The sequence below is a fragment of the Tardiphaga sp. 862_B3_N4_1 genome (assembly GCF_051811085.1).
GTDB lineage: Bacteria > Pseudomonadota > Alphaproteobacteria > Rhizobiales > Xanthobacteraceae > Tardiphaga > Tardiphaga robiniae.
Genome location: NZ_JBPWQB010000001.1, coordinates 1240595 through 1262657, shown reverse-complemented (window position 1 = coordinate 1262657; position 22063 = coordinate 1240595). Strand labels below are relative to the sequence as shown.

Below are 22063 nucleotides of genomic sequence, written 5' to 3'. Positions count from 1 at the left end.
GAATAAAAAAACATCCGACGTTATGAGGCCCGGACCAGAACGCGATGCTCTGCGCGCAATCAGTTCGCCCGACAGACGTCTCGTTGCGCTTTGAAAGCAGCAATGAATAACTCGAGGCCGGCCGAGGTTAATCCGCTTTCGGTGATCAGACCGAGCCGCATGAGGTTGACTGTTTCTATCGGACCATCACCATAGGCTGATCCGCCGCCGAACAGCTTGTTCATAATTCGCTGTTCGCGGCGCGTTAGCTCGTTCCAGAGGATCAAATCATTCATCCCAAATGCCTCGCGAGAATCATTGCGTGACGTTGCGAGATTAGCCGATCGCTCGGAGGCGAAATCGTGGCGATTCAGTTGTCGCCATTGAAAGTAGATTCGACGCCAGCGACTTCGAAGACATGCAAAACGCGTGCAGCGGACACCTTGTTGATCACTGGTGATGGCCGTGGCCGACGATGCTCAGCCAAGGCCACCACGCAATAGCGGCAGTCGATCAACTTTCGCTTTCACAGCGAACGCGACGGTTTGCGAGAGTACTACCAGTTATTTCGCGGCGTCGCGGGTGACGTCCCTGTGCTCGCCGCGCTCCTGTGACCGCGCGCGCCGGTGCCCAGGAGATCGAAACAGCCCATGTCTGGTGTGGGTCATTCGGGTCGATTTTGGCATGTCCGGATATGTCCGCTTACGGGGTAATCTCGCAAGTACGGTCTTCCGTTTTTGCCGATTGAAGGCATCGGCTTAGACGTGATTCAGGCGTCCAAACCGAAGCATCGATGCGGTATCACGGACTTCGAATGGGCAGCCATTGTTCACATCGCACGAACATGGCCGAGTGCCAGGCCGATGGCGCGCGCCGCTTCCATCACGTGAACAGCGTATTCCTTGATCTGCTTTCGCTTGACCCGGATGTCCGGGCCAGACATGCCGATGGCTCCGACGAGTTCACCGGAGCGTCCAACGATGGCGCAAGCGCAAGCGGCGATACCTTCCCGCCATTCGCCATGCAGCACTGACGAATAGCCTTGTGCCCGCGCCGCATGGATGTCTTCGCGCAACTCCTCGATGGTCGTTCGCGTCGTATCCGTATAACGCTTGAGATGCGGGCGAAAGTTCTCCAGATATTCGTCCGGCATTTGCGCGAGCATCGCCTTCCCGGTTGCCATGGTGAATGCAGGCGCACGCATGCCGACGCTGGTATGCGCGCGAATATGATGCGCGCTTTCAATCTTGTCCACATAGACAACGTCGGTGCCCTCGAGCACCGACAGATGAACGGTCTCTCCGGTAACTTCGGCCAGCGCCGTCATCGCCGGGCGTGCGATACGGATCAGATCCATGCGCTGAATGACGTGGTTGCCGAGCACCCATAGCTTGGTTGTGAGTTCGTAGGTGCTGTGCGGCGGAATCTGGCGAACGAAGCCCTGCGATTGCAGCGTCGCCAGCAGTCGATGCACATTGCTCTTGGTGAACTTCAGCTCATTGGCGAGATCGGTGACCCCGCGTGGCTGCTCGCTCATCGCGAGCGCCTCGAGGAGCCTCAGTCCCTTGATAAATGCCTTATCCATCCAAGCAGCCGATGCGAGGTAGTTCTCTGTTGCGAACAGACCGGCGGCGCTGGGCCGCCGCCGGTCTCATTGTTGTATGGCGCGATTTACTGGGCAAGCAGTGCGTTCAGCTTTTCCTGCGCATATTCTTCATTGGTCGAATTGCCAGCGGGCGATGGCGCCCCCCAGAAGTCCGGGCTCCATTCGATTGCCTTGGAGACGTTCTCAGGATTGTTCGCCCAATAGCGCGCGACGTTCTTATCCGTCGCAGCATCGAACACGACCTTCGAAGGAAGCGCGACCGGGAACGTGGAGGTCAGCTGGGCGGCGCGCTTGGGGTCGAGACGCCAGGACAGCAGCTTGAGCGCGTTGTCATAGTTCGGCGCGCCCTTCGGAATCGAGAAGAAGTCGTAATAGACGAAGCCCTGATTGAAGGTGAGATCAATCGGAGCGCCTTCCAGCGCCAGTTTGCTCATCGAGCCCGTATAGGCCTGGCACATATCGGCTTCGCCATCGAGGATCAGCTGCGGCGGCTGCGCGGCGGTGGTCCACCATTTGACGATGTGCGGCTTGATCTCCTTGATCTTCTTGAGCGCACGCTCCATGTCGATCGGATACAGCTTGCTCTTGTCGACACCGTCAGCCATCAGCGCCGCCTCGAAGGTGAAGCGCGGCCAGGCTGGCATGCAGCGGCGCCCCGGAAACTTCTTCACGTCCCAGAAGTCGGCCCAGTTCTGCGGTGCCTTATCGCCCTTGAACTTGTCCTTGTTGTAGACGAGGCCGACGCCGATCACCTGCAGCGCGACGCCCTTCTTGCGCTTCAGATTGTCCGGCATCGCCGCCAGGGTCTTCTGCGCGGATTCCGACAGTTTGGAATAGTCGATGTCAGCCAGGCAGCAGTCGCCGAGCAGCTTGGTTTCCTGATCGAAGATGAAAGTCAGATCCCACTGCGCTTTGCCGGCTTCGGCCTGCGCCTTGATGCGCGGACCGCTGCGCGCTTCCTGCACGGTGACGACCTTGATGCCGGTTTCCTTCTCGAACGGATCGTACATCACCTTGCGTAGCGCATCGCCATAGCCGCCGCCCGGATCCTGCATGATGACGACGTTGCTCTGGGCAACGGCCAGACCCGTCCCCATGGCGATGAACGCCGCCGAAGCCAAGGCCGGCAGCCTGAAGCGTTTCATTCCCAGCATAGTGTGTTTCCTCCTGTTTGATCGTTTGTCATCAGGTCGCTTTTTGCGACGTTGCGAGCACTGGCCGGGCGAGGAACAGTCCTCCCACGACCAGCAGCACTTCGAGCGTGGACACGACGGCCAGTACCGGGTTGAGCCGGTAATTGATATCGCCCCATAGCATCAACGGAAGCGTCTTCAGCTGCGCGCTCGACAGGAACAGGGTCAGCACCAATTCGTCGAACGAATGCAGGAACGCAAAGAAGGTCGCGGCCGCAAGGCCCGGCGCAATCGCCGGCAGCGTCACCAGCCGCAGCACCGTGAGCGACGACGCGCCATGGACCGAGGCGGCCTGTTCGAGCCGCGAGTCCACGCTCTGCAGCGCAGCAGACAGGATCACCACCACAATCGGCAAACCGCCAATGGCATGGGCCGCCGCAAGGCCGAACACCGAGCCGACCAGATCGAACTTCAAGAACAGCGTGTAGAGCGACAAGCCGAGCACCACCGGCGGCACGATGATCGGGCTGACCAGCAGCAGCATGATCGCGGATTTGCCGCGCACATTACCTCTGACGATGCCGAGCGCCGCGCATGTGCCGAGCCCGACCGCAATGAAGGCCGAGACCGCCGCGATCAACGCGGATGTCCAGAACGCGCGCATCCAGTTGGTGTCGGAGAAGAACTGCTCGTACCAGCGCAGCGAGAAGCCCGGCGGCGGGAAGGTCAGATAGCTGGCGCTGCTGAACGAGATGATCATAACGACCACGATGGGCAGGATCAACAGCGCGACCACCAGGCCACCCATCAGGCGGACCGTCCATGTGCCGCAACTAGCCGGCAGCATGCCGAACAGCCGAAGCAGCGGCCAACCGATGGCGTCAGCAAATGCGCTGCCGAAGCTGCGACGTGCGGTGCCGGACGTTGCCGCTGGCGCGGCCTTCCCTGCTGTCGTCTCGGTGAGCTTGCGCCCGCCCCAGATGAATTCCAGGCCAAGGAAACGTCCGGCGATGGCGACCACCAGCAGCGTGATCAACAGCAGCACGACGCCCAGCGCCTGCAGGAAGCCCTCCGACGTCACCGAGTCCGCCTGTTGCGTGATATGCATGGCGAACATCTGGTCGCCCGGGCCGCCGAGCAGTGTCGGCGTGATGAAGAAGCCGATCGCGGCCACGAAAACCAGCAGGAAGCCGGCGCCAATGCCGGGCAGCGTCAGCGGCAGCAGCACCCGCCAAAACACGGCAATAGGCCCCGCACCGCTGGCCAGCGCCGCGCGTGTGAGACCGGGATCGAGCCGCGACACGCTCGAATAGATGGTCAGCACCATCAGCGGCAGCAGCACCGCCGTCATGCCGAGCAGCACGGTGCCGCGGTGAAACAAGAGCTGGACCGGCTCGCTCAGGATACCGATCGACACCAGAAATTTGTTGACCGGTCCATTGCGGCCAAGCAGCACCATCCAGGCATAGGTGCGGATCAGGATCGCGATGAAGTATGGCAGCACGATCGCGGTGGCGATCAGCGCGCGGGTGATGCCGCGGGTGCGATGGATCAGGAGTGCGGTGGGATAGCCGAACAACAGGCACAGGAATGCGACCGTGACCGAGATCTGCATGGTGCGGACCAGCGATTCCCAATAGAGCGGCACCGCAAAGACGCGTTGGAAATAGGTCAGCCAGCTTGGCCCGCTGATACTGATGCGAATGAGATCGACCAGCGGCAGCAGATAGATGAACGACAGGAAAGCGACCGCGGGCAGCAGCAGCAGCGCGGGGTTCTTGAGCTTCATGGCCAGGCTGGAGCTCGCCTGATGCCGCGGCTCCTCGGACAGCGAGATCGTCGTCATGTCAGCACCCAGCAGTCTTCCGGACCCCAGCTCACATGCAGGCGATCGCCGATATCGGGCAGCGGCCGCCTGGCGGTGTCGGTGCAGCGGATCAGCAGCGTGTCGCCGCCGTCCATCTGCGCCTCGATGCGCAGGATCTCGCCGAGGAAGATCGCTGACGTCACAGTCACCGGAGTCGAGCTTGCGGTTGGCTCGCTGGTAATCGCGATGCGCTCGGGCCGCACCAGCACGGTGACGCGGCCAACATCGATGGCGTCGCGGCTCTCGGCATCGAACACATAGCCGGCGCGGTTCTTCAGCGTCACGGTGGTGCCGCGCTTCTGCATGATCTCGGCTTCGATCAGATTGCTCTCGCCGACAAACGACGCCACGAAACGATTGGACGGGTGGCGATAGATGTCGACCGGGCGGCCGATCTGCACGATCTTGCCGGCGTCCAGCACGGCGATGCGATCGCTCATGGTGAGCGCCTCGCCCTGATCATGCGTCACGAACAGGATCGTGCTGCCGATCGTCTGATGCAGATCGCGGATCTCGATCTGGATCGATTCGCGCAGCCGGCGGTCGAGCGCGCTGAGCGGCTCGTCCATCAGCACGACCTTCGGCCGCATCACGATGGCGCGCGCAATGGCGACACGCTGCTGCTGTCCGCCGGACATTTCCGACGGCGATTTGTTCGCATGCTCCGACAGGCGCATGATTTCCAGTGTCTCGGCAACGCGCCGCTCGGTGGTGGCGCGATCGACGCCGGCCATGCGCAGCGGGAACGCGACATTCTGTGTCACCGTCATGTTGGGAAACAGCGCGTAGCTCTGGAACACCATGCCGAATCCGCGCTTATGCGTGGGCACGTTGTGCACCGGCCTGCCGTCCACGAGAATCTCGCCGCCGTCGAGGCTCTGGAAACCGGCCAGCAGGTTCAGCAATGTGGTCTTGCCGCTGCCGGACGGGCCGAGCAGCGTGATGAATTCGCCGGGTTCGATATCAAGATTGATACGATTGACGGCATGGAACTGGCCGTACCGTTTTTCGGCATCGCGAACTGCGATGCGCGAACCGATGACCTGACGCTCGCTTGCGCCGCCCGACTGCGACGCCGGAACACCCGCGCCGGAATGTCCCACGCGCAGCGCCAATGGCTCAGCCATCATCAACCTCCCTGGTCGTTCTATATTATGAGACGTTATTCCAATTATTGTTGGCGCGACGCATCGTCTTGTCAAGTGAATGCGCGATGCGACGACGCGCCGGTCATCATCGACTTACCGACGGGTTTGCATTTTCCCCTATGGGCAAAGCGCTTCGCGACACAAACGGATTGACAGCCGCGGCGCGGCGCGACTAACTTTATTTAGAACTACGTTCTATAATATAGAACAATAAAATCGGGAGGCGAATTGTGGTAAGCGATCTTCGCGCGTTGGCGAAGTATGTGGAGCCGGGAATCCGGCTGGCGCTGCCGGTGGATTATGCCGGCGTCTCGATGGCAATGACGCGCCCGATCATAGAGCGCAACACACGCAATCTCGATCTCGTCTGCGTGCCAACCGGTGGCCTTCAGGTGGACCAACTCGTCGGTGCCGGTCTGGTTCGGTCGGTTGAGACCAGCGCCGTATCGCTCGGCGAAGCCGGCGGCGCGCCGCGTTTCAACGCAGCCGTCAAGGACGGCGCGATCGCATTGAAGGACGCCACCTGCCCCGCTATCCATGCCGGCCTGATGGCCGCGCAGAAAGGCAGCCCATTCATGCCGATGCGCGGGCTGATCGGCAGCGACCTGCTGCACCACCGCAGCGACTGGCGCGTCATCGACAATCCGCTGGCGGATGGCGGCGATCCCATCGTGCTCATCCCCGCGATCAAGCCCGACATCACGATCTTCCACGCACCGATGGCCGACCGATTCGGCAATGTGTGGATCGGGCGACGCCGCGAACTCGCCGCGATGGCCTATGCATCGGCCACCACGCTTGTCACTGTCGAGCGCATCGTGGATGAAAGCCTGCTCGCCAGCGAAATGAGCGCGGCGGGCGTGCTGCCGGCGCTCTATGTCACCGAAATCGCCGTCGCGCCGAAGGGCGCGTGGCCCTACGGCCTGTGGGGCGAATATCCGACCGACACGACCGAGATTCTGCACTATGCGCGCGCCGCGCGCAGCGCCGAGGGTTTTGCCGACTACATGACGAACGCGCAGATGGAGCCCGCATGATGAGCGAGGTTCACCCGCGCGAGATCCTGATCTGCACCGTCGCCAAACTGCTCGACGGCGTCCGGCATGTCGCTGTCGGTGCGTCCTCGCCGATCCCCGCGGCCGGCGCCATGCTGCTGCGGGCGCTGAAGCAGCAGACCGGCGAGAAAGGCCCGCGTATCTCGATCCTCGGATCGGTGGAGCACAATTTCTTCACCAACGGATCGGCCGAACTGTTCGATTGCGCCGGCCAGGGCCGCATCGATGCCTTCTTCCTCGGAGGCGGCCAGATCGACGGACGCGGCAATGTCAATCTGGTGGGCACCGGCGACTATCCGCAAACGCAAGTGCGATGGCCCGGCTCGTTCGGATCGGCCTATCTATATTACGTCGTGCCGCGCGTGATCCTGTTTCGCGAGGAACATACGCCACGCGCTCTGATCGAGAAGGTGGATTTCATCAGCACGCCGGGCGTCAGCGACAATGGCGTTTACCGCAGTGGCGGCCCGATCGCGCTGTTGACCAGCAAGGCCCTGTTCCGTTTCGACAAGGCGCGTCCGGGCTTCGATCTACAGAGCATCCATCCCGGACACGACCTCGCAGGTATCAAGGACGCCACCGGCTTCCAGTTCGCCCATGAAAGCCAGCCGGAACAGACCGCGCTGCCGGATTCGCAGACGCTGGCTTTGCTGCGCGGGCGTGTTTACGACGAGGTTGCCGAAACCTATCCGGACTTCGCCGCGCAGATGCGGCGCGAGATCGAACGGCCGCTGTCCCATGCATCCTGACAGGACCGGCGAGCAACGACACGGAGACGATGCGTGAGTGAGATCAAGCGGATCCCGCATTGCAGTCACTGGGGCGCCTATACGATCCTCGTGCAGGACGAACAGATCGTGGGCATCGAGCCGTTCGTCCATGATCCCGCCCCCTCGCCGATCATCCATTCGGTGCCGGAATGGGCCAATCCTGAACGCCGCGTTCTGCGTCCGATGGTGCGCTCCGGCTGGCTCGACAAGCGCGAGCACAGCGATCGGCGCAAGCGCGGCGCGGAGAAGTTCGTGCCCGTCAGCTGGGATGAGGCGACCACGCTGGTGGCCGACGAAATCTGTCGCGTCTCCAACACCCACGGCAATGCGTCGATCTTCGCGGGCTCCTATGGCTGGACCAATTCGGGCCGCCTGCATCATGCGTCGTCTTTGCTCAAGCGCATGCTCAATCTGGTCGGCGGCTTCACCCGGCATGTGGATACGTATTCCATTGCTGCAGGCCCGGTGATCCTGCGCCATACGCTGGGAAGCTCGGATGCTTGCGACGGCCAGGCCAATACGCTCGACACCATAGCCGCACACACCGACACGCTTGTGGTGTTCGGCGCGCTATCGCCGCGCACTGCGCAGACCGAGGCCGGTGGCATCGGCACCCACCGCCTCGAATCCTATCTCAGGAAAATCGCCGAGCGCGGCATCCGCATCGTTCACGTCTCGCCGCTGAAGGACGATATGCCGGATTGGGTCGATGCCGAATGGTGGCCGATCCGCCCGAACACTGACACCGCGCTGATGCTGGGCCTCGCCGGCGAGATCGTAAAGGCAGGCCGGCACGCCCGGGATTTCCTTGATCGCTGCACCAGCGGCGCCGAGCAACTGCTCGGCTATCTCGACGGCTCGTCGGATGGCATTCGCAAGGATGCAGCCTGGGCCGCGGAGATCTGCGGGCTCGATGCCGATGGCATCCGCCAGCTGGCGCGGCGCCTCGTCGATACCCGCAGCATGCTCACCGTGAGCTGGAGCCTGCAGCGCGCGCATCATGGCGAGCAGCCGTTCTGGGCCGCGCTCGGCCTCGCCTCCATCGTCGGCCAGATCGGGCTGCCGGGCGGCGGTGTCGGCTACGGCTATGCCTCGCTGGGCGGCGTCGGCTCGCCCTTCAATCTCGGCAAGTCACCGGCCATCTCGCAATTGACGCGCCCGATCGACAGTTTCATCCCTGTGGCGCGCATCAGCGACATGCTGCTCAATCCCGGCGCGACCTTCACCTATGAGGGCGAGACGCGAATCTATCCGGACACAAGGCTGGTCTACTGGGCCGGCGGCAATCCCTATCATCACCATCAGGATCTCAACCGGCTGTCCGAAGCCTGGACGCGGCCCGAGACCATCATCGTCCAGGATCCGATGTTCACAGCGACGGCACAGCGCGCCGATATCGTGCTACCGGCGACTACATCGATCGAACGCAACGACCTTGCCGGCAACAGGCGCTCCGACTTCATCATTGCGATGAAACAGGCCATCAAGCCGGTCGGAGACTCGCTGCCCGACTTCGAGATTTTCGACCGCATCGCCGGCAAGCTCGGCGTTGCCGACCGCTTCAACGAAGGCCGCGACGAAATCGGCTGGGTCCGTCATCTTTATGAGGCGAGCCGGCAGGACGCCTCCGAGCGGCTCGGCTTCGACATGCCCGATTTCGAAACATTCTGGCACGACGGCTACGCGCGCTGCCCGGTGCGCGCCGACCACACTTTCCTCGCCGATTTCCGCATCGATCCCGAGGCGCACGCGCTCAAGACCGAAAGCGGCAAGATTGTGCTCGGCAGCGAGACCCTCGCCCGGCTCGGTTATGCCGATTGTCCGTCGCATCCGGCCTGGGTTGAGCCGGCGGAATGGCTCGGAAACGGTAGCGATGCGTCCGACTTGCACATGATCTCGCATCAACCGGCCGGCCGGCTGCACAGCCAGATCGAAACCGGCGTCGCCAGCGTGGCCAACAAGCGCAACGGCCGCGAACAGGCACGGCTGCATCCTGACGACGCCGCGGCGCGCGGCATCAGCGACGGACAGACCATCCGCATCTGGAATGCACGCGGCGCCTGTCTTGCCACTGCTGACGTCACCGACAGCGTGCGCTCCGGCGTGCTGGTGCTGCCGACCGGCGCCTGGTTCACCCCGCGCGCCGAGACTGGTCTTGAAGTCGCCGGCAATCCGAACGTGCTGACGCTCGACATCGGCACCTCGCAATTCGGCCAGGGCTGCTCGGCGCATACATGCCTGGTCCGCGCCGAACCCCATATTGCAGATCAACGCGACGCTTTTGAAGAATACCAGGACAGACTGGTTGCACTCGCGACCGCCTGAGAGGAAACAGAAACCATGACCACCTCAGCCATCAGCCGCTTCCCCGTCCCCGAAATCTCCAGCCTGCCGGAGGACATCCGCACGCGCATCCTCGCGGTGCAGGAAAAGTCCGGCTTCGTGCCCAACGTGTTCCTGACGCTGGCGCACCGGCCCGACGAATTCCGCGCCTTCTTCGCCTATCATGATGCGCTGATGGACAAGCCAGGCCCAATCACCAAGGCCGAGCGCGAGATGATCGTGGTGGCCACCAGCAATGCCAACCAGTGCCAGTATTGCGTGGTGGCGCATGGCGCCATCCTGCGCATCCGCGCCAAGAACCCGCTGATTGCCGACCAGATCGCGGTGAACTATCGCAAGGCCGACATCACGCCGCGGCAGCGCGCGATGCTCGATTTCGCCATGAAGGTCTCGATGCAGGCTTACGAGGTCGGCGATGCCGATATCGAGGCGCTGAAGCGCCACGACTTCACGGAGGACGACGTCTGGGATATCGCTGCCATCGCCGCCTTCTTCGGCATGTCGAACCGGTTGGCGAATGTCACCAGCATGCGGCCGAACGACGAATTCTTCGCCATGGGGCGCTGACCCGCCTCGCACCGATATAACGATCGCCCGCAGCGGCCGGTAAGAGCCGCAGCGACGACTTTCGAGGAAACAGGCCATGACGCATCCAAGCGCTGCAGACGTCGCAACCCGACAGGCCATCATCGATGCCTGCCACGAAATGTCGGCTGCCGGTATCAATCAGGGCACGTCCGGCAATATCAGCGTCCGCACCGGGGACGGCATCCTGCTGACGCCGTCCGGTGTTCCCTATGACAGCATGCGGCCGAAAGACATCGTCGCGATGAAATGGGATGGCTCGTGGACGGCGCCGGCTGGCCGCGTGCCCTCGACGGAATGGCGTTTCCACCTCGACATACTCAAGGCCAAGCCCGAAACGAATGCCGTCGTGCACGCGCATCCGATCTTCTGCACGATCATCGCGATCATGAACCGCAGCATTCCCGCGATCCACTACATGATCGCGGCGGCCGGCGGCAACGACATCCCCTGCGCGCCCTATGCGCAATATGGCACCGCGGAACTGTCGCAAGCGGCACTGGAGGCGCTGCGCCATCGCCGCGCCTGCCTGCTCGCCCATCACGGGCTGATCGCCATCGGCCCCAATCTGCGCAAGGCGATGTGGCTTGCAGTGGAGGTCGAGGTGCTCGCCAAGCAGTATCACGGCTGCTTGCAACTCGGCACGCCGCCGCTGCTGCCGGATGCCGAGATCGACAGCATCCTGAAGCGATGGGGACAATACGGCCTGCGCGACAGCGACGGCACGCCGAAAACCTCGACCTAACAAACCAGCACCAACAATTGCGAGACTTGCCACATGGCCCATCCCCACGACGTCAGCGTCTGCGGCACCTACATCCTGGACATCCTCGGCGTCCCCGTCACTGAAATCCCGGCCGGCGGCGGCCGCGCGCTGATCGATGAGATCCGGCTCACGGTCGCCGGCACCGCGGGTGGCACCGTGGTGCCCTGCGCGCGCCTCGGGCTGAAGGCGCTCGCCGTCGGTGCGGTCGGCGCCGACGAGAAGGCCGACTGGGTGCTGAATGCGATGGAGCGCGAGGGCATCGATATTTCGGTGATGGAGCGGATGGCCGGCGTGCCGACCTCCGCCACCATCCTGCCGATCCGTCCGGATGGCTCGCGCCCGGTGCTACATGCGCGCGGCGCCTCCGCGCGCTGGAAGATTTCGCCCGAAGCGCAGAAAGCCGCCTGCCGCAGCAAGGTGCTGCATCTTGGCGGCGTCGGCTCGCTGCTGGCGATGGACGGCGAGCCGACGGTGGCGCTGCTGCGCGATGCCAAGGCGGCCGGCTGCATCACCACCGTCGATCTCATCCAGGCACGCGGCGAGACGCTGGCACTGGTCGAACCGCTGATGCCCTATACGGACTTCTTCATGCCGAGCATCGACGAGACCCACGCACTGGTCGGCACCGACGATCCCGCGGCCTGCGCGCAGTATTTCATCGGCAAGGGCGCCGGTGCCTGCGCGATCTCGCTCGGCGAACACGGCTCTTTCATCATGACGCGCGACGGGCGGCAGTTCACGGTACCGGCCTTCGAGGTGACGGTGCGCGACACCTCCGGCTGCGGCGATTCCTATACCGGCGGCTTCATCGCCGGCCTGGTCCGCGACTGGGACCTGCTGGACTGCGCAAAACTGGCGACAGCCACGGCCGCCATCGTGGCGACGGGGCTCGGTTCCGGCGCCAATCTCGTGTCCTTCGAGGAGACGGTCAAGGCGATGAACACGCTGCCCGTCCGCGGCGCACGCGCCTAATCCATCCATCGACAGCTTTCATAGAAGCAGGAACATCACATGACCAGACATGCCATCGTCACCGGCGCCAGCCGCGGAATCGGACGTGCCATCGCCCTTGGCCTCGCCAAGCGCGGCTACAATCTCGCTCTGACGGACATCGCTTCGCAGGAGAGCACGCTGCTGGAGACCGTCACGGATGTGAAGAAGCTCGGCGGCAAGTGCATTCCGGTGCTGGCAGATGTCAGCAAGCTCGAGGATTGCCAGCGCTCGGTTGCGGAAGCGGTCGCGGGTCTCGGCCATGTCGATGTTCTCGTCAACAATGCCGGCATCCTGCGTCTCGCGACCATCGAAGAAACCACGCCCGAACACTGGGACCAGACCTTCGCCGTGAACGTCCGCGGCGTGTTCCAGATGACCCAGGCGATGGTCGTCCACATGAAGGAGCGCAAATACGGGCGCATCGTCAACATCGCCTCGCTGGCCGCGCGCACCGGCGGCCCCGGCCAGTCGCATTATGCCGCGTCGAAATCCGCTGTGGTGGGCTTCACGCGGGTCTCGTCGATGGAATTCGGTGGCCATGGCATCACGGTGAATGCCGTATGCCCCGGCATCATCCTCACCGAGATGGGCCGCAACAACCTGCGCGATCCGGAGCGGGTCACCTATTTCGAGAAGATCACCGACCTGCATCGGCTCGGCGAGCCGGAAGACGTCGTCGGCCCAGTCGCATTCTTCGCCTCCGACGATTCCGCCTTCGTGACGGGCCAGGCACTCAACGTGGATGGCGGTATCTTCTACAGCTAATCGACCTCAATCCGAGATCGACGCCCGGCAACGAACGCACGACCCTGCCGGACTTCGCGGACGTGCGTATCCGGGACCGCGCAATGATACGGCGGCCCCTGCTCCATACTCACAAACGATAACGCAGCGCTTCGACCAGACGCGTGAAGGCGGCGGTCGAACGTCGAAGCGATCCTGGACGCGCCTATCTGGACGTTAGGCTTGGAATTTTGGCGCGGTCAGAATGAGGTGCGCCTGGGCCGGCAGCTTTTTTTGCCCCGCGCTGCAACCAACGGGGTTCACGGATGTTGCAGCATTTGCTGGGTGGCCGTCCATAGGAGCGCATCCATGTGTGATTACAGCCTGCACGCGGTCGCCAACCGTCCCGCAGAGGTGGCGGATAGGTTGGTATCGGCAAGATTTCCTTCGACGACGACCAAAGGGTTCGCAAGCTTCGACGATCCAAACGTTGCGGTATGCCTTCGCCCTGGCACCGAGATCGCTTTTGAAGAAAACGTCCGAGTCGATGGATGGGTGTTTCGCCGCAACGTCAACGATCGACTAGCCCGGTTTCGTCAAATTGACATGGGCCAGTATCACAATCACCACGACGCTCTGGAATTCTCAAATGGCAGGATTGTTCTCGTCACAGACCTGAGGCCCGGGCAGAAGGCAATCGTGCTGCAATTACCGGTCAGCCAGGCAATCCAGAAAACCAGGACCGCTGCGCCTGCAGCGACGCCGCGGGCCGCTCGGACCACTCCCTGACGAGCCGTATCGCCAGTAGGTAGAAGAGACCCGCCGGCGCAGCTCGGCGGGTTTTCATTTCGTTGGTAGGGCCTTCGACGCCTGGCGGCATATCGCCGAACCGCAGACCGCCATAACCCGCTCGATACCCTCGGGCGTTTTTTCTCTGGCTCCCTTGAACCTTTCAGCCACGTCCATCGTACCAATTTGAACTGGGGATTTGAGGGCCCAGTGTTTAGCCAACGTCGCCGGGGCGATCATACTCCGCCCAGGGCGGCGTTGCGCGTGCGGTCTCCACCCGCCCTCGCCCGCGGGCTTTTGCGGGCGCACGCCATCGGGTAGAGTGGCGAGATGACGAATACAAAAGCATGGCAGTCCAAGCTGCTCGACGAACCCAGGATCGGCTTTGTTGAAGAGCACGGTTCGCGCGCGGCCAATGCCGAGCGCGCCATGGTCGCCGAGCGCCGGCACAAACCGACGGCATCCCCTCGGACGACTCCGAAACACGATCCTCTAGCGAAGATCCTAAACGAACCGCGCGTGGGCTTTGAGACTATCCATCGATCCGCCCCCAGGTCGCCAAAATGAAAGAGCCGCCCACTGAGGCTGCCTTACTGCTTGGGAAGCCTAAAACCAGATCGGTGCCGAAAATGAAAATACAGGCCGGCGCCTATTCCAACACCCAGCATATCGTTGCGATGCCATGGATCATGTACTTCACCACAGGATGATCGTTGGGTATTCCGAACTGACTGACGCCCAGCACGAGCGCTAGACACAAGATTACCGTCGCCAGAATCCCGGCCGCCGACCCCGCGCAAAACCACAAAAAGAGCTTCATCTGCAGATAGTGGCCCGTCTGCCCCTAACGTTTCTTAAATTCGGCCACCGCGGTTTTCAAACCGGGCCGCTGAGGTCGCAAACCGGCCAGGACGAATAGTCTAGAGCTTCGCCTGGACCGTCCAGAATGATGCATCCTTATCGGACAGGTCATTGTGGATGGTGCTGTCGCTCGGGGCGTGTGGACGCAGCCGCCAGGCCTCCGAATTGATCTCCAATTCGAGCTCGCTGTGCGAAGCTGAGATCACCTTACCTGACACCCGACTTTTGTTTGGGTATTCGAGCGCAAGCGTTTCTCCCGGCGCCACCGATTTGGCGACGACAGAAATCACGGTACCGGTTTTGATATCTTTTCCGTTGATGAAGGCGCTGAGCATCGACAAACTCCCATTTGCTGCTTGGTGATTGGACTTGAATGCAAAGCGCGCCGCACGACGGCACCAGAATGCTGTTTCTCCAGATGTAGGAACGTGCACGCATCCCGGCGGTTCCACCTGGCCACCTCCCACAGAGGGCTCGGGACCAATAGAAAAATTCGGTCCGCGTTTTCACTCGGGTTTGCAAAGAGCTCCGGAAAGGTCGCTACAGCGCGCGGAGGGGGCTCAACGGGTTTTCGACGTTTCTTCGTGGCTTGGCCGTCTGGTTGATGGTTGGCTCAGCGAAAGACCAAAAGCAGGTGACCCGTCAGAATGACAAACGACGTCCGGTCGGAATGACTGACCACCGAAATTCTAACAATCTGATTTGTTGAGATTTTTTGGTGGGCGCACTAGGGCTCGAACCTAGGACCCGGTGATTAAGAGTCTGTTTTCGTCACCTGTTCTATGCAATTGTAGTTGCTATCAAATCGCCTCGATCGGGCTCAAGTCATTGATATCATTTTGCCTCTGTTTGACAGGCGCGGACATCAGGTGACAGGATTCCCCATCAACTAACACACTGTTCGCCGGACACAGTGCGGACACGCGAGGAATGATGCGCAGCTTGCTCACCGACAAGATTGTGAAGGATTCTCCGGTCCCAGCCACCGGAAACAAGATCATTTACGACGACGGCGAGAAGGCCGTGAAGGGGTTCGGTCTGCGCGTGACGGCGGGAGGATCGCGTGCGTTCATCCTGAATTACCGGACAAGGTCCGGCATGGAACGCCGGTACACGATCGGTAAGTACCCCGACTGGAAAGTAGGCCCTGCCCGCTCGGAAGCCATGGCGCTTAAGCAGCGCATCGACCGCGGCGAGGATCCGCTCGCCGACATCAAGGCCGAGCGCGACGCGCCCACGATTGCCGACTTGTGCGCAAAGTTCCTGCTCGAGCATTCGGAACGGAAGAACCGCGAGACGACCACCAAAAATTACAAGGGCGCTGTGGACCGCTGGATTCTCCCCGAGCTGAAGAACCGTAAGGTTGCGGACATCGGATTTTCCGACGTCGAGAACCTCCATGCGAAGGTGACCAAGGCATCGGGACCGTATGCCGCCAATCGGATCGCGGCTCTGCTGTCAAAAATGTTCAGCCTCGCCATCAAGTGGCAGTACCGGACCGACAATCCGGCAAGGGGTATTGAGCGCAATCAGGAACTGAAGCGCCATCGGTATCTCACGGGAGACGAGATGACGGCGCTCCTGGCCGCGCTGAATGCGCATTCGGATAAACAAGCCGCCAACATCGTTCGGCTGTTGCTACTCACTGGCGCGCGCCGTGGCGAGGCGCTGAGTGCCACGTGGGATCAGTTTGATCTGACTGCAGGTGTTTGGACGAAACCCGGCGCGACGACGAAGCAGAAGACCGATCACCGCGTCCCGCTGTCGGCGCCGGCGCGCCAATTGCTCTCGGAAATCCTCGCCGACGAAAAGGCAAAGGCTAAGGCGCAGAAAAAAGAACTCGCACCGTGGGTGTTTCCGGGCCGGCTCGTTGACGGCGGCGCTCGGGAAGGCATCCGCCGTCCATGGGACGAAATGTGTGTTGCTGCCGGGTTTAAGACCCGAGTGCGGATTCACGATCTTCGGCACACCTACGCTTCAATCCTCGCGAGTTCCGGCCTGTCGCTGCACATCATTGGTCAGCTTCTGGGTCATACGCAGGCGTCGACGACGCACCGCTACAGCCATCTATTTGACGATCCACTGCGTGCCGCTACGGAACGCGTCGGCGCCATTGTTGGCGAGAAGCGCGAACAGACAGGCGAGATTATTCCGATAAAAGGCACTGCTTGACAGGCGCTGTCTGTTCCACTTATGTTCACGGCGCCAGGAGTGCAGTCCATTGCATTCCATGCGCTCTAGCTGAAGTGCTGCGGCTCGTTTGGTGAAAACGAGAGCCTATCCAAGGCGGGACCTTGGGCTGAACCATCACGATTGATGGCAGCGGCGACGTCCGCAGGTGGAAGCGAACCGGACAACCCAGCGCGGGCCCGGAGAGAGTCTGATTTCCCGAAAGGGTTTCAATCAGGTCTCGCTCCGTGCGATGCGCTCGACGCAACGCCATGACGAGACCTCCAACAGGAGAACGTCATGACCGACATTGCATCAGCCCCCATTTCCATCCTCGAAGGTTATGTCACCGAACAGCAGTTCGCGGACAGCGCTAAAATCTCGTCTCGCACCGTTGCACGATATCGCGGACAGAAAGACGGCCTGCCCTACCTTGAGTTTGGCGGCAAGATCTACATTCCCGTGGAGGGCGCGCGGGATTGGCTCAGGTCAAAAGTGAAAAAACCGAACGCCAGCCGGAAGGTTGCGTGAGCCATGTCCCGGACAGCCAACTCCCGACCTGACAGGGATGATGACCGTCGTGTGCTCGATCGGATTAAGCGAGCACCGCACGGCGCCAGTGCGATCGACATCGCAAAAGCTTCGCTAGGATGGCGGGCGAAAAAGCACAATCCCACGAGCCTCACGATGATAGGACTGGCCATTGCCACCCGGTTGATTGGCGAAGGAGTAGTCAAACCGTCGCGCAGTAATCTGTTCTTGGCAGTAGACCCGCACATGGGCTCAGATGCTGCAGGCAGCGCCTCATAAATCCTCGCGGCCTGGGAAGCGCGGTAATTACAGCCACGCGACACATCGCCTGCGAGAGATAGAGCGCATCATCTTGGATCGGCACGGCACCGTGCCTGATACTGATGACGCGGACATGTACATCATGCCGGCCGCGCTGTGTTTTCGACAGCTGGCGATCGACCGCGGCCGAGTTGCGACGGCTGAACATATTGCCGAACAGGTCAAGTTCTGGTGCGAGCGATGGGCCAACGCGTATGTTCCGCAGGTTTCTTCTCTGATTTGCCGGCTTTCCAGCAGCACAACACCCGGCATCGGCAAAGCTGATAAGGTGGCAGAACAACTGCGCCTGTCTGATGCTGATAGGACCCGGCTGAACATCCGCACTATCGGTGCTTACGATTTAGACCGGAAGGCCAGAGCGAAGCGTAGGCGCGATACAAAGCGGATCCGAGATAGGGAGCGCGCTCGAAAAAAACGGGCTGAAAAAGGCATGCAGTCCAGAGCTCAGTATCTGGCCGAGCACAATATGTCACGGTCTGAACCGTGGAAGGTGCTCGGCATCAGCCGCACGACGTATTGGCGGCGGCGGAAGCAGTCCGAAGTGAGTGCAATGTCCCAGAATGCTCCGCGCACAGTGCGATGAATTGCGCTAGGACGATTCTGCCTGTGCTAAGTGCACGATCGCCCCGTCGGGTCCGTCTTGGCCCACCAGATATGAGACCTCGACAACGCGCCAGACGCTATTGTCCATTCCGAATCTTACTTGGACTTTCTCGCCCACCCTCGGAATGATCGGAAGGGTGTCATACTCTATATACCTGTTAAGAGGCTCCTTCCCATCTGGGATGTGACCAAAATACTGAACAAAATAATCCGCCATGTTCTTCACCTTACGTTCCGAAACACTTGAAACAAGTTCGTCGCCCATTCCTATTCTTAATAGAAGCGACAGACCTGTTTCAAACTGAATTAAATGATCGCTTCGCTCAGGGAAGCGACGAAAGTTCGTTGCCTTGTTCGCCTCTACGCGTACTGCTTAACATCGCCCGGCCTCATGTCTATTCCGGTCATGGCATGGATGTTGGCTGGGCCAATGGCTTCCAAGGTCTCACCCTCGTTTACTTGGATAGCCGCTTTGGCCATCTGTAGTGCCTTGGACCGGTCCAGTTCGTACACGTAGAATAGTCTTTCTAGGGTCGGTGGCGTTTTGACTCGAACCATCCACCCGCCTTGTTTGTCGACGTCATCGGCCTTCGGTTTATTCATCTCTCTCGCCTCCCTTTATGAAACCCTTCAGCAACTACACCACAAAGCGCGACGCGATACGAGCTGCGTTGCATCGCGGTCTGTCGGAGAGTAGCGACGACAGCGCGTGACAACGCTCACACAAGATACGTAATCATACGCCACGTTCTGACATCTTGTTGAATTTGCTTGAGGTTTACCGCGATCCACGTTTCCGTGTCCGCACAGTGTCGGCATGTTGAGCTAATTGATAGCTCGCTGATGATGGATAGTTGGATCGCAAACGATGTCGGATACGGCGCAGATCGACGAGAGGAACGGCTGGATAGCCGGCCTGGATGGGCGAACCTCTGCGGCACGCCGTGTTCGGGAGGTGGCTGACACCTTCGCCAAGGCGCTGGGCGGTGTGCTTGATCCACTGAAGCGTGACGCGGTGCAGCGGGCAGCAGAGCTCCAGGTGACGGCAGAGACGCTGCGCACCCGCTCATTGCGCGGCGAACCGGTAGCAGCCGGTGACCTGATCAAAGCCGAGAACCTGGCTGACCGTGCACGCCGCGCGCTCCGCATAGGTGATGCACCAGCCCGCACTGTACGGCCCATGCGCGAGCGCCTGATGAGGTCGGCAGGATGACCGGCCATCCCTCACCCCTTGAGTTCTTCGCCACCCTGCGCTGGATCGACGGCCGGCCGCTGCTGGATACGATCGAGCAGTACCGGCGCGACCTGTTCGTCCAGGCCTTCGACACCTACTGCTCGGACGGCATCACGCCTGCCTACAACATGGTGCTGGCAGGCCGCGGCAAGAAGAACTGGAAGAGCGCGGACCTGGTGCTGGCCGGTCTGTACTGCCTTCTCTGCCTGGACAGTCCGCAGGGCAACGAATGTTTCATCATCGCCAACGACCTCAAGCAGGCCGGTGACGACCTCAGCCTGGCAAAGAAGCTGATCGAGGCCAACGCTGACGAGATCGGCGACGAGGTCACGGTGTTCTCGGAGGAGATCAAGCGGGTCGATGGCCGCGGCTTCCTGCAGATACTGCCGGCGCGCGACAGCATCGGCGCCCATGGCAAGACGTACCTGTTCCTTGGCCTCGACGAGATCCACGGCTGGCGCGACTACGATCTGCTCGAAGCGCTGGCGATGGACCCGACGCGGTCCGACGCTCGCATGTGGATCACCAGCTATGACACGCTCTGGAACGCACCGGGCATCCCGCTGCATGACCTGAAAGAGCGCGGCAAGGTCGGTGACGATCCCCGCTTCCTGTTCAGCTGGTACTCTGGCGAATACTGCACCGACCCTGCCCTTGCCAGTCTATCGCCCGAGTGCCGCGCCAACCCTTCCATGGGATCGTGGCCCGAGGGCATGGGCTATATCGATCAGCAGCGGCGCCGGCTGCCGTCGCACAAGTTTCGCCGCCTGCATCTCAACCTGCCAGGCGCGCCCAACGGTGCGTTCTTCGATCCCGACAGCTTCACCAGGGCGATCGACAAGGGCCGCACGTCCCTGCCCTTCGATGCGCGACAGAAGTACTACGGCTTCGTCGATATGAGCGGCGGCAGCGCGGATGACGCCACGCTCGGCATCGCCCACGAAGAGGACGGCAAGTCTATCGTCGATCTTGTGATGCGACAGGCTGGTGACGTCCCCTTCAATCCCCGGACCGCCGTCGAACGTTTCGTGAGGCAGCTGAAGGCCTATGGCATCCGCCGGGTGACCGGCGATGCGTACGCAGGCCAAACCTTCCGCTTCGACTTCGAAGGACACGGCATCACCTACACCTCGTGCAAGGTGCCCAAGACCGAGCTCTACGAGGAAATGGAGCCGATGCTCAACGCCGGCGAGATCGAGCTCCCTGACCTCCCGCGGCTGCTGGAGCAAGGGTTGGGCCTCGTCCTGCGCGGATCGCGCGTCGACCATCTCCCCGGCGAACATGATGACTGGATCAACGCCGCAGCGGGCGCGGTCTGGTGCGTGGCAAACGCCGATAAATTCACCGCCCCGGTAGCCGCGTTCGGCGTCTACCAAGTCGCAAGATAGGCCATCCCATGGGACCAGCGAGCAAGGCAATAAATCGGATCGAGCATCTGCGCGGTGGTCGCAAGGTGGAAGTCGCAGAGCAGACCGAGCGCGGCAAATTTCCGCCGGGCGCTGCTGAAACGACCGACACGCGCGGCGCGCCGCAGTTTCAAGGCCAGCAAAGCCAGGACTATCCGCGCGACGATCACAAATACGACCGGGCCAACATCGGCGGCGGCCCCGGCGATGACATCCCAGCAAAACCGACACCATAGGAGCACAGCATGTTCAATGTTGGCGACAAAGACACCGAGCGTCACGACGACGCTTTCGATACCGGGGCAGAGACCAAGGGCTCATACCGCGCGCCGCGGCAGCCCGGCGACAAGGTGAAGCTCCGAGACACCAAAACGGGATCTATCGCCGCGTATTTCTCAGTCGACGCTCGAGAGATTCTTGCTGTCGAAAATACTCAGTACGAACCCGCATAGGAGCAACGCCATGACCGTACCTTCACAGAAAGCGGCGCTTGCGCAGGTGCAACGGTTGATCGCGGCGGGAAACGACCGAATCGCGAAGCTCGACCCCGGCCTCACCGCTGAGGCTCGGCGGCAATATGCGCAGGACATTCGCGACGATGTGCTGAAGCAGATCAGCGCCACTCGCGATGATATGGGCAAGCGCCGGCAAGTCGCGCGAGACGCCCTGCCTCGTTACTCGCAGGAAGCCATCCGGCGGAAGGCCAAGTTTGCGGAAGATCCAGCGCTCGACGCCCAACTGCGAATGGGCACCTTCGAAACGCTCAAGCGCACCGCCACGCCGCAGCTGATCGCGCACCTCAAGGATGCGATCGAGGAAAAGAGCGTCGCACGGGCCGAAGCAATCCGGCTGGAGTTCCAAAGCCGAGACGATCGGAATGATTACAGCCTGCAGTTCTCCGCCCTGTTCGGCGCGGTGATCGATCCTGAGGCGAAAGCAATGGAAGCCGATCTCACGCAGATCGATGGCCTGGCGGCGCACGCGGAAACGCTGATCCACGAATTTGCCCGCGGCGTTAGCGATCCAGCCCAGCGGTTGGCTACGGCCCGGATGGCAGGCCTCGACAAGGCTGCAGCATGAACCTGCGGGGCACGGCTTTGAGGTCCTCGCCCCGCAATAGCGCCGCTGGTGGCATCCGACGCCGGCGGCGCGCTCCCATCTTATTTGCGACCACGGATGTA

24 protein-coding genes are annotated in these 22063 nt (G+C 61.6%); 17 read left to right on the top strand and 7 right to left on the bottom strand.

What is annotated here, in order from left to right; all coding sequences use genetic code 11:
• Positions 1 to 59: 59 nt before the first annotated feature.
• The 5 genes from AB8B02_RS05940 to AB8B02_RS05920 form a co-directional block, all read right to left on the bottom strand.
• Entirely contained in the window at positions 60 to 275 is a 216-nt protein-coding gene (locus AB8B02_RS05940; protein WP_175366776.1) for a hypothetical protein, read from the bottom strand.
• A gap of 533 nt (positions 276 to 808) precedes the next feature.
• Complete coding sequence (locus tag AB8B02_RS05935; protein WP_309946428.1) at positions 809 to 1564, bottom strand: IclR family transcriptional regulator; 756 nt, start codon at positions 1562 to 1564, stop codon at positions 809 to 811.
• 86 nt (positions 1565 to 1650) lie between these two features.
• Positions 1651 to 2739, bottom strand: a complete 1089-nt coding sequence (locus AB8B02_RS05930) for an extracellular solute-binding protein (protein WP_093760248.1) — start codon at positions 2737 to 2739, stop codon at positions 1651 to 1653.
• 31 nt (positions 2740 to 2770) lie between these two features.
• A complete protein-coding gene (locus AB8B02_RS05925) occupies positions 2771 to 4564 on the bottom strand; it encodes an ABC transporter permease subunit (protein ID WP_439057770.1) in 1794 nt (597 codons plus the stop codon).
• Positions 4561 to 5712: an ABC transporter ATP-binding protein gene (locus AB8B02_RS05920; RefSeq protein ID WP_439061244.1), complete on the bottom strand. Its 1152-nt coding sequence runs from the start codon at positions 5710 to 5712 to the stop codon at positions 4561 to 4563. Before AB8B02_RS05920 ends, AB8B02_RS05925 begins: the two co-directional genes overlap by 4 nt.
• Positions 5713 to 5963: 251 nt before the next feature.
• Here AB8B02_RS05920 and AB8B02_RS05915 point away from each other — a divergent pair, with 251 nt between their 5' ends.
• The 9 genes from AB8B02_RS05915 to AB8B02_RS05875 all read left to right on the top strand — a co-directional run bounded on the left by AB8B02_RS05915 (position 5964) and on the right by AB8B02_RS05875 (position 14324).
• Positions 5964 to 6770, top strand: a complete 807-nt coding sequence (locus AB8B02_RS05915; RefSeq protein ID WP_439063396.1) for a CoA transferase subunit A — start codon at positions 5964 to 5966, stop codon at positions 6768 to 6770.
• Positions 6770 to 7537 (top strand): CoA-transferase, encoded by a 768-nt coding sequence (locus tag AB8B02_RS05910; protein WP_439063395.1) that lies wholly within the window; start codon positions 6770 to 6772, stop codon positions 7535 to 7537. The genes AB8B02_RS05915 and AB8B02_RS05910 overlap by 1 nt, the downstream gene beginning before the upstream one ends.
• A 33-nt stretch (positions 7538 to 7570) precedes the next feature.
• Entirely contained in the window at positions 7571 to 9883 is a 2313-nt protein-coding gene (locus tag AB8B02_RS05905) for a molybdopterin-dependent oxidoreductase (RefSeq protein ID WP_439063394.1), read from the top strand.
• A 15-nt stretch (positions 9884 to 9898) separates the two neighbouring features.
• The gene (locus AB8B02_RS05900) at positions 9899 to 10468 is read left to right on the top strand and encodes a peroxidase-related enzyme (RefSeq protein WP_093760256.1); all 570 of its coding nucleotides are present in this window, start codon (positions 9899 to 9901) and stop codon (positions 10466 to 10468) included.
• 76 nt (positions 10469 to 10544) lie between these two features.
• Positions 10545 to 11231, top strand: coding sequence for an L-fuculose-phosphate aldolase (locus tag AB8B02_RS05895; protein ID WP_439063393.1), 687 nt, complete (start codon positions 10545 to 10547; stop codon positions 11229 to 11231).
• 33 nt (positions 11232 to 11264) lie between these two features.
• Positions 11265 to 12224 carry a sugar kinase gene (locus AB8B02_RS05890; RefSeq protein ID WP_439063392.1) on the top strand — a complete coding sequence of 320 codons (960 nt, stop codon included), beginning with the start codon at positions 11265 to 11267 and terminating at the stop codon, positions 12222 to 12224.
• A gap of 39 nt (positions 12225 to 12263) precedes the next feature.
• On the top strand, positions 12264 to 13010 hold the full coding sequence (locus AB8B02_RS05885; protein ID WP_309946442.1) for an SDR family NAD(P)-dependent oxidoreductase: 747 nt from the start codon (positions 12264 to 12266) through the stop codon (positions 13008 to 13010).
• A gap of 327 nt (positions 13011 to 13337) precedes the next feature.
• Positions 13338 to 13757 (top strand): hypothetical protein, encoded by a 420-nt coding sequence (locus AB8B02_RS05880; RefSeq protein ID WP_231077534.1) that lies wholly within the window; start codon positions 13338 to 13340, stop codon positions 13755 to 13757.
• 330 nt (positions 13758 to 14087) lie between these two features.
• Positions 14088 to 14324 (top strand): hypothetical protein, encoded by a 237-nt coding sequence (locus AB8B02_RS05875; RefSeq protein WP_231077535.1) that lies wholly within the window; start codon positions 14088 to 14090, stop codon positions 14322 to 14324.
• Between the two features lie 353 nt (positions 14325 to 14677).
• Here AB8B02_RS05875 and AB8B02_RS05870 read toward each other — a convergent pair whose 3' ends face one another.
• Positions 14678 to 14953, bottom strand: a complete 276-nt coding sequence (locus tag AB8B02_RS05870; RefSeq protein ID WP_093760270.1) for a hypothetical protein — start codon at positions 14951 to 14953, stop codon at positions 14678 to 14680.
• Between the two features lie 595 nt (positions 14954 to 15548).
• Here AB8B02_RS05870 and AB8B02_RS05865 point away from each other — a divergent pair.
• The 3 genes from AB8B02_RS05865 to AB8B02_RS05855 all read left to right on the top strand — a co-directional run bounded on the left by AB8B02_RS05865 (position 15549) and on the right by AB8B02_RS05855 (position 18222).
• Positions 15549 to 16790, top strand: coding sequence for a tyrosine-type recombinase/integrase (locus tag AB8B02_RS05865; RefSeq protein ID WP_439063391.1), 1242 nt, complete (start codon positions 15549 to 15551; stop codon positions 16788 to 16790).
• 297 nt (positions 16791 to 17087) lie between these two features.
• Positions 17088 to 17318 carry a hypothetical protein gene (locus tag AB8B02_RS05860; protein WP_439063390.1) on the top strand — a complete coding sequence of 77 codons (231 nt, stop codon included), beginning with the start codon at positions 17088 to 17090 and terminating at the stop codon, positions 17316 to 17318.
• Positions 17319 to 17574: 256 nt separating this feature from the next.
• Positions 17575 to 18222 carry a hypothetical protein gene (locus tag AB8B02_RS05855; protein ID WP_439063389.1) on the top strand — a complete coding sequence of 216 codons (648 nt, stop codon included), beginning with the start codon at positions 17575 to 17577 and terminating at the stop codon, positions 18220 to 18222.
• Positions 18223 to 18602: 380 nt separating this feature from the next.
• On the opposite strand, the gene AB8B02_RS05850 is transcribed toward AB8B02_RS05855, so the two are convergent.
• Complete coding sequence (locus AB8B02_RS05850; RefSeq protein WP_439063388.1) at positions 18603 to 18845, bottom strand: hypothetical protein; 243 nt, start codon at positions 18843 to 18845, stop codon at positions 18603 to 18605.
• 265 nt (positions 18846 to 19110) lie between these two features.
• Here AB8B02_RS05850 and AB8B02_RS05845 point away from each other — a divergent pair, with 265 nt between their 5' ends.
• The 5 genes from AB8B02_RS05845 to AB8B02_RS05825 are packed head-to-tail and all read left to right on the top strand — an operon-like array spanning position 19111 to position 21962.
• Positions 19111 to 19455, top strand: a complete 345-nt coding sequence (locus AB8B02_RS05845; protein ID WP_439063387.1) for a hypothetical protein — start codon at positions 19111 to 19113, stop codon at positions 19453 to 19455.
• Positions 19452 to 20864: a hypothetical protein gene (locus AB8B02_RS05840; protein ID WP_439063386.1), complete on the top strand. Its 1413-nt coding sequence runs from the start codon at positions 19452 to 19454 to the stop codon at positions 20862 to 20864. Before AB8B02_RS05845 ends, AB8B02_RS05840 begins: the two co-directional genes overlap by 4 nt.
• A gap of 8 nt (positions 20865 to 20872) precedes the next feature.
• Entirely contained in the window at positions 20873 to 21118 is a 246-nt protein-coding gene (locus AB8B02_RS05835) for a hypothetical protein (RefSeq protein WP_439063385.1), read from the top strand.
• Between the two features lie 9 nt (positions 21119 to 21127).
• Positions 21128 to 21334: a hypothetical protein gene (locus AB8B02_RS05830; RefSeq protein WP_439063384.1), complete on the top strand. Its 207-nt coding sequence runs from the start codon at positions 21128 to 21130 to the stop codon at positions 21332 to 21334.
• Positions 21300 to 21962, top strand: a complete 663-nt coding sequence (locus AB8B02_RS05825; RefSeq protein WP_439063383.1) for a hypothetical protein — start codon at positions 21300 to 21302, stop codon at positions 21960 to 21962. The genes AB8B02_RS05830 and AB8B02_RS05825 overlap by 35 nt, the downstream gene beginning before the upstream one ends.
• Positions 21963 to 22063: the final 101 nt, after the last annotated feature.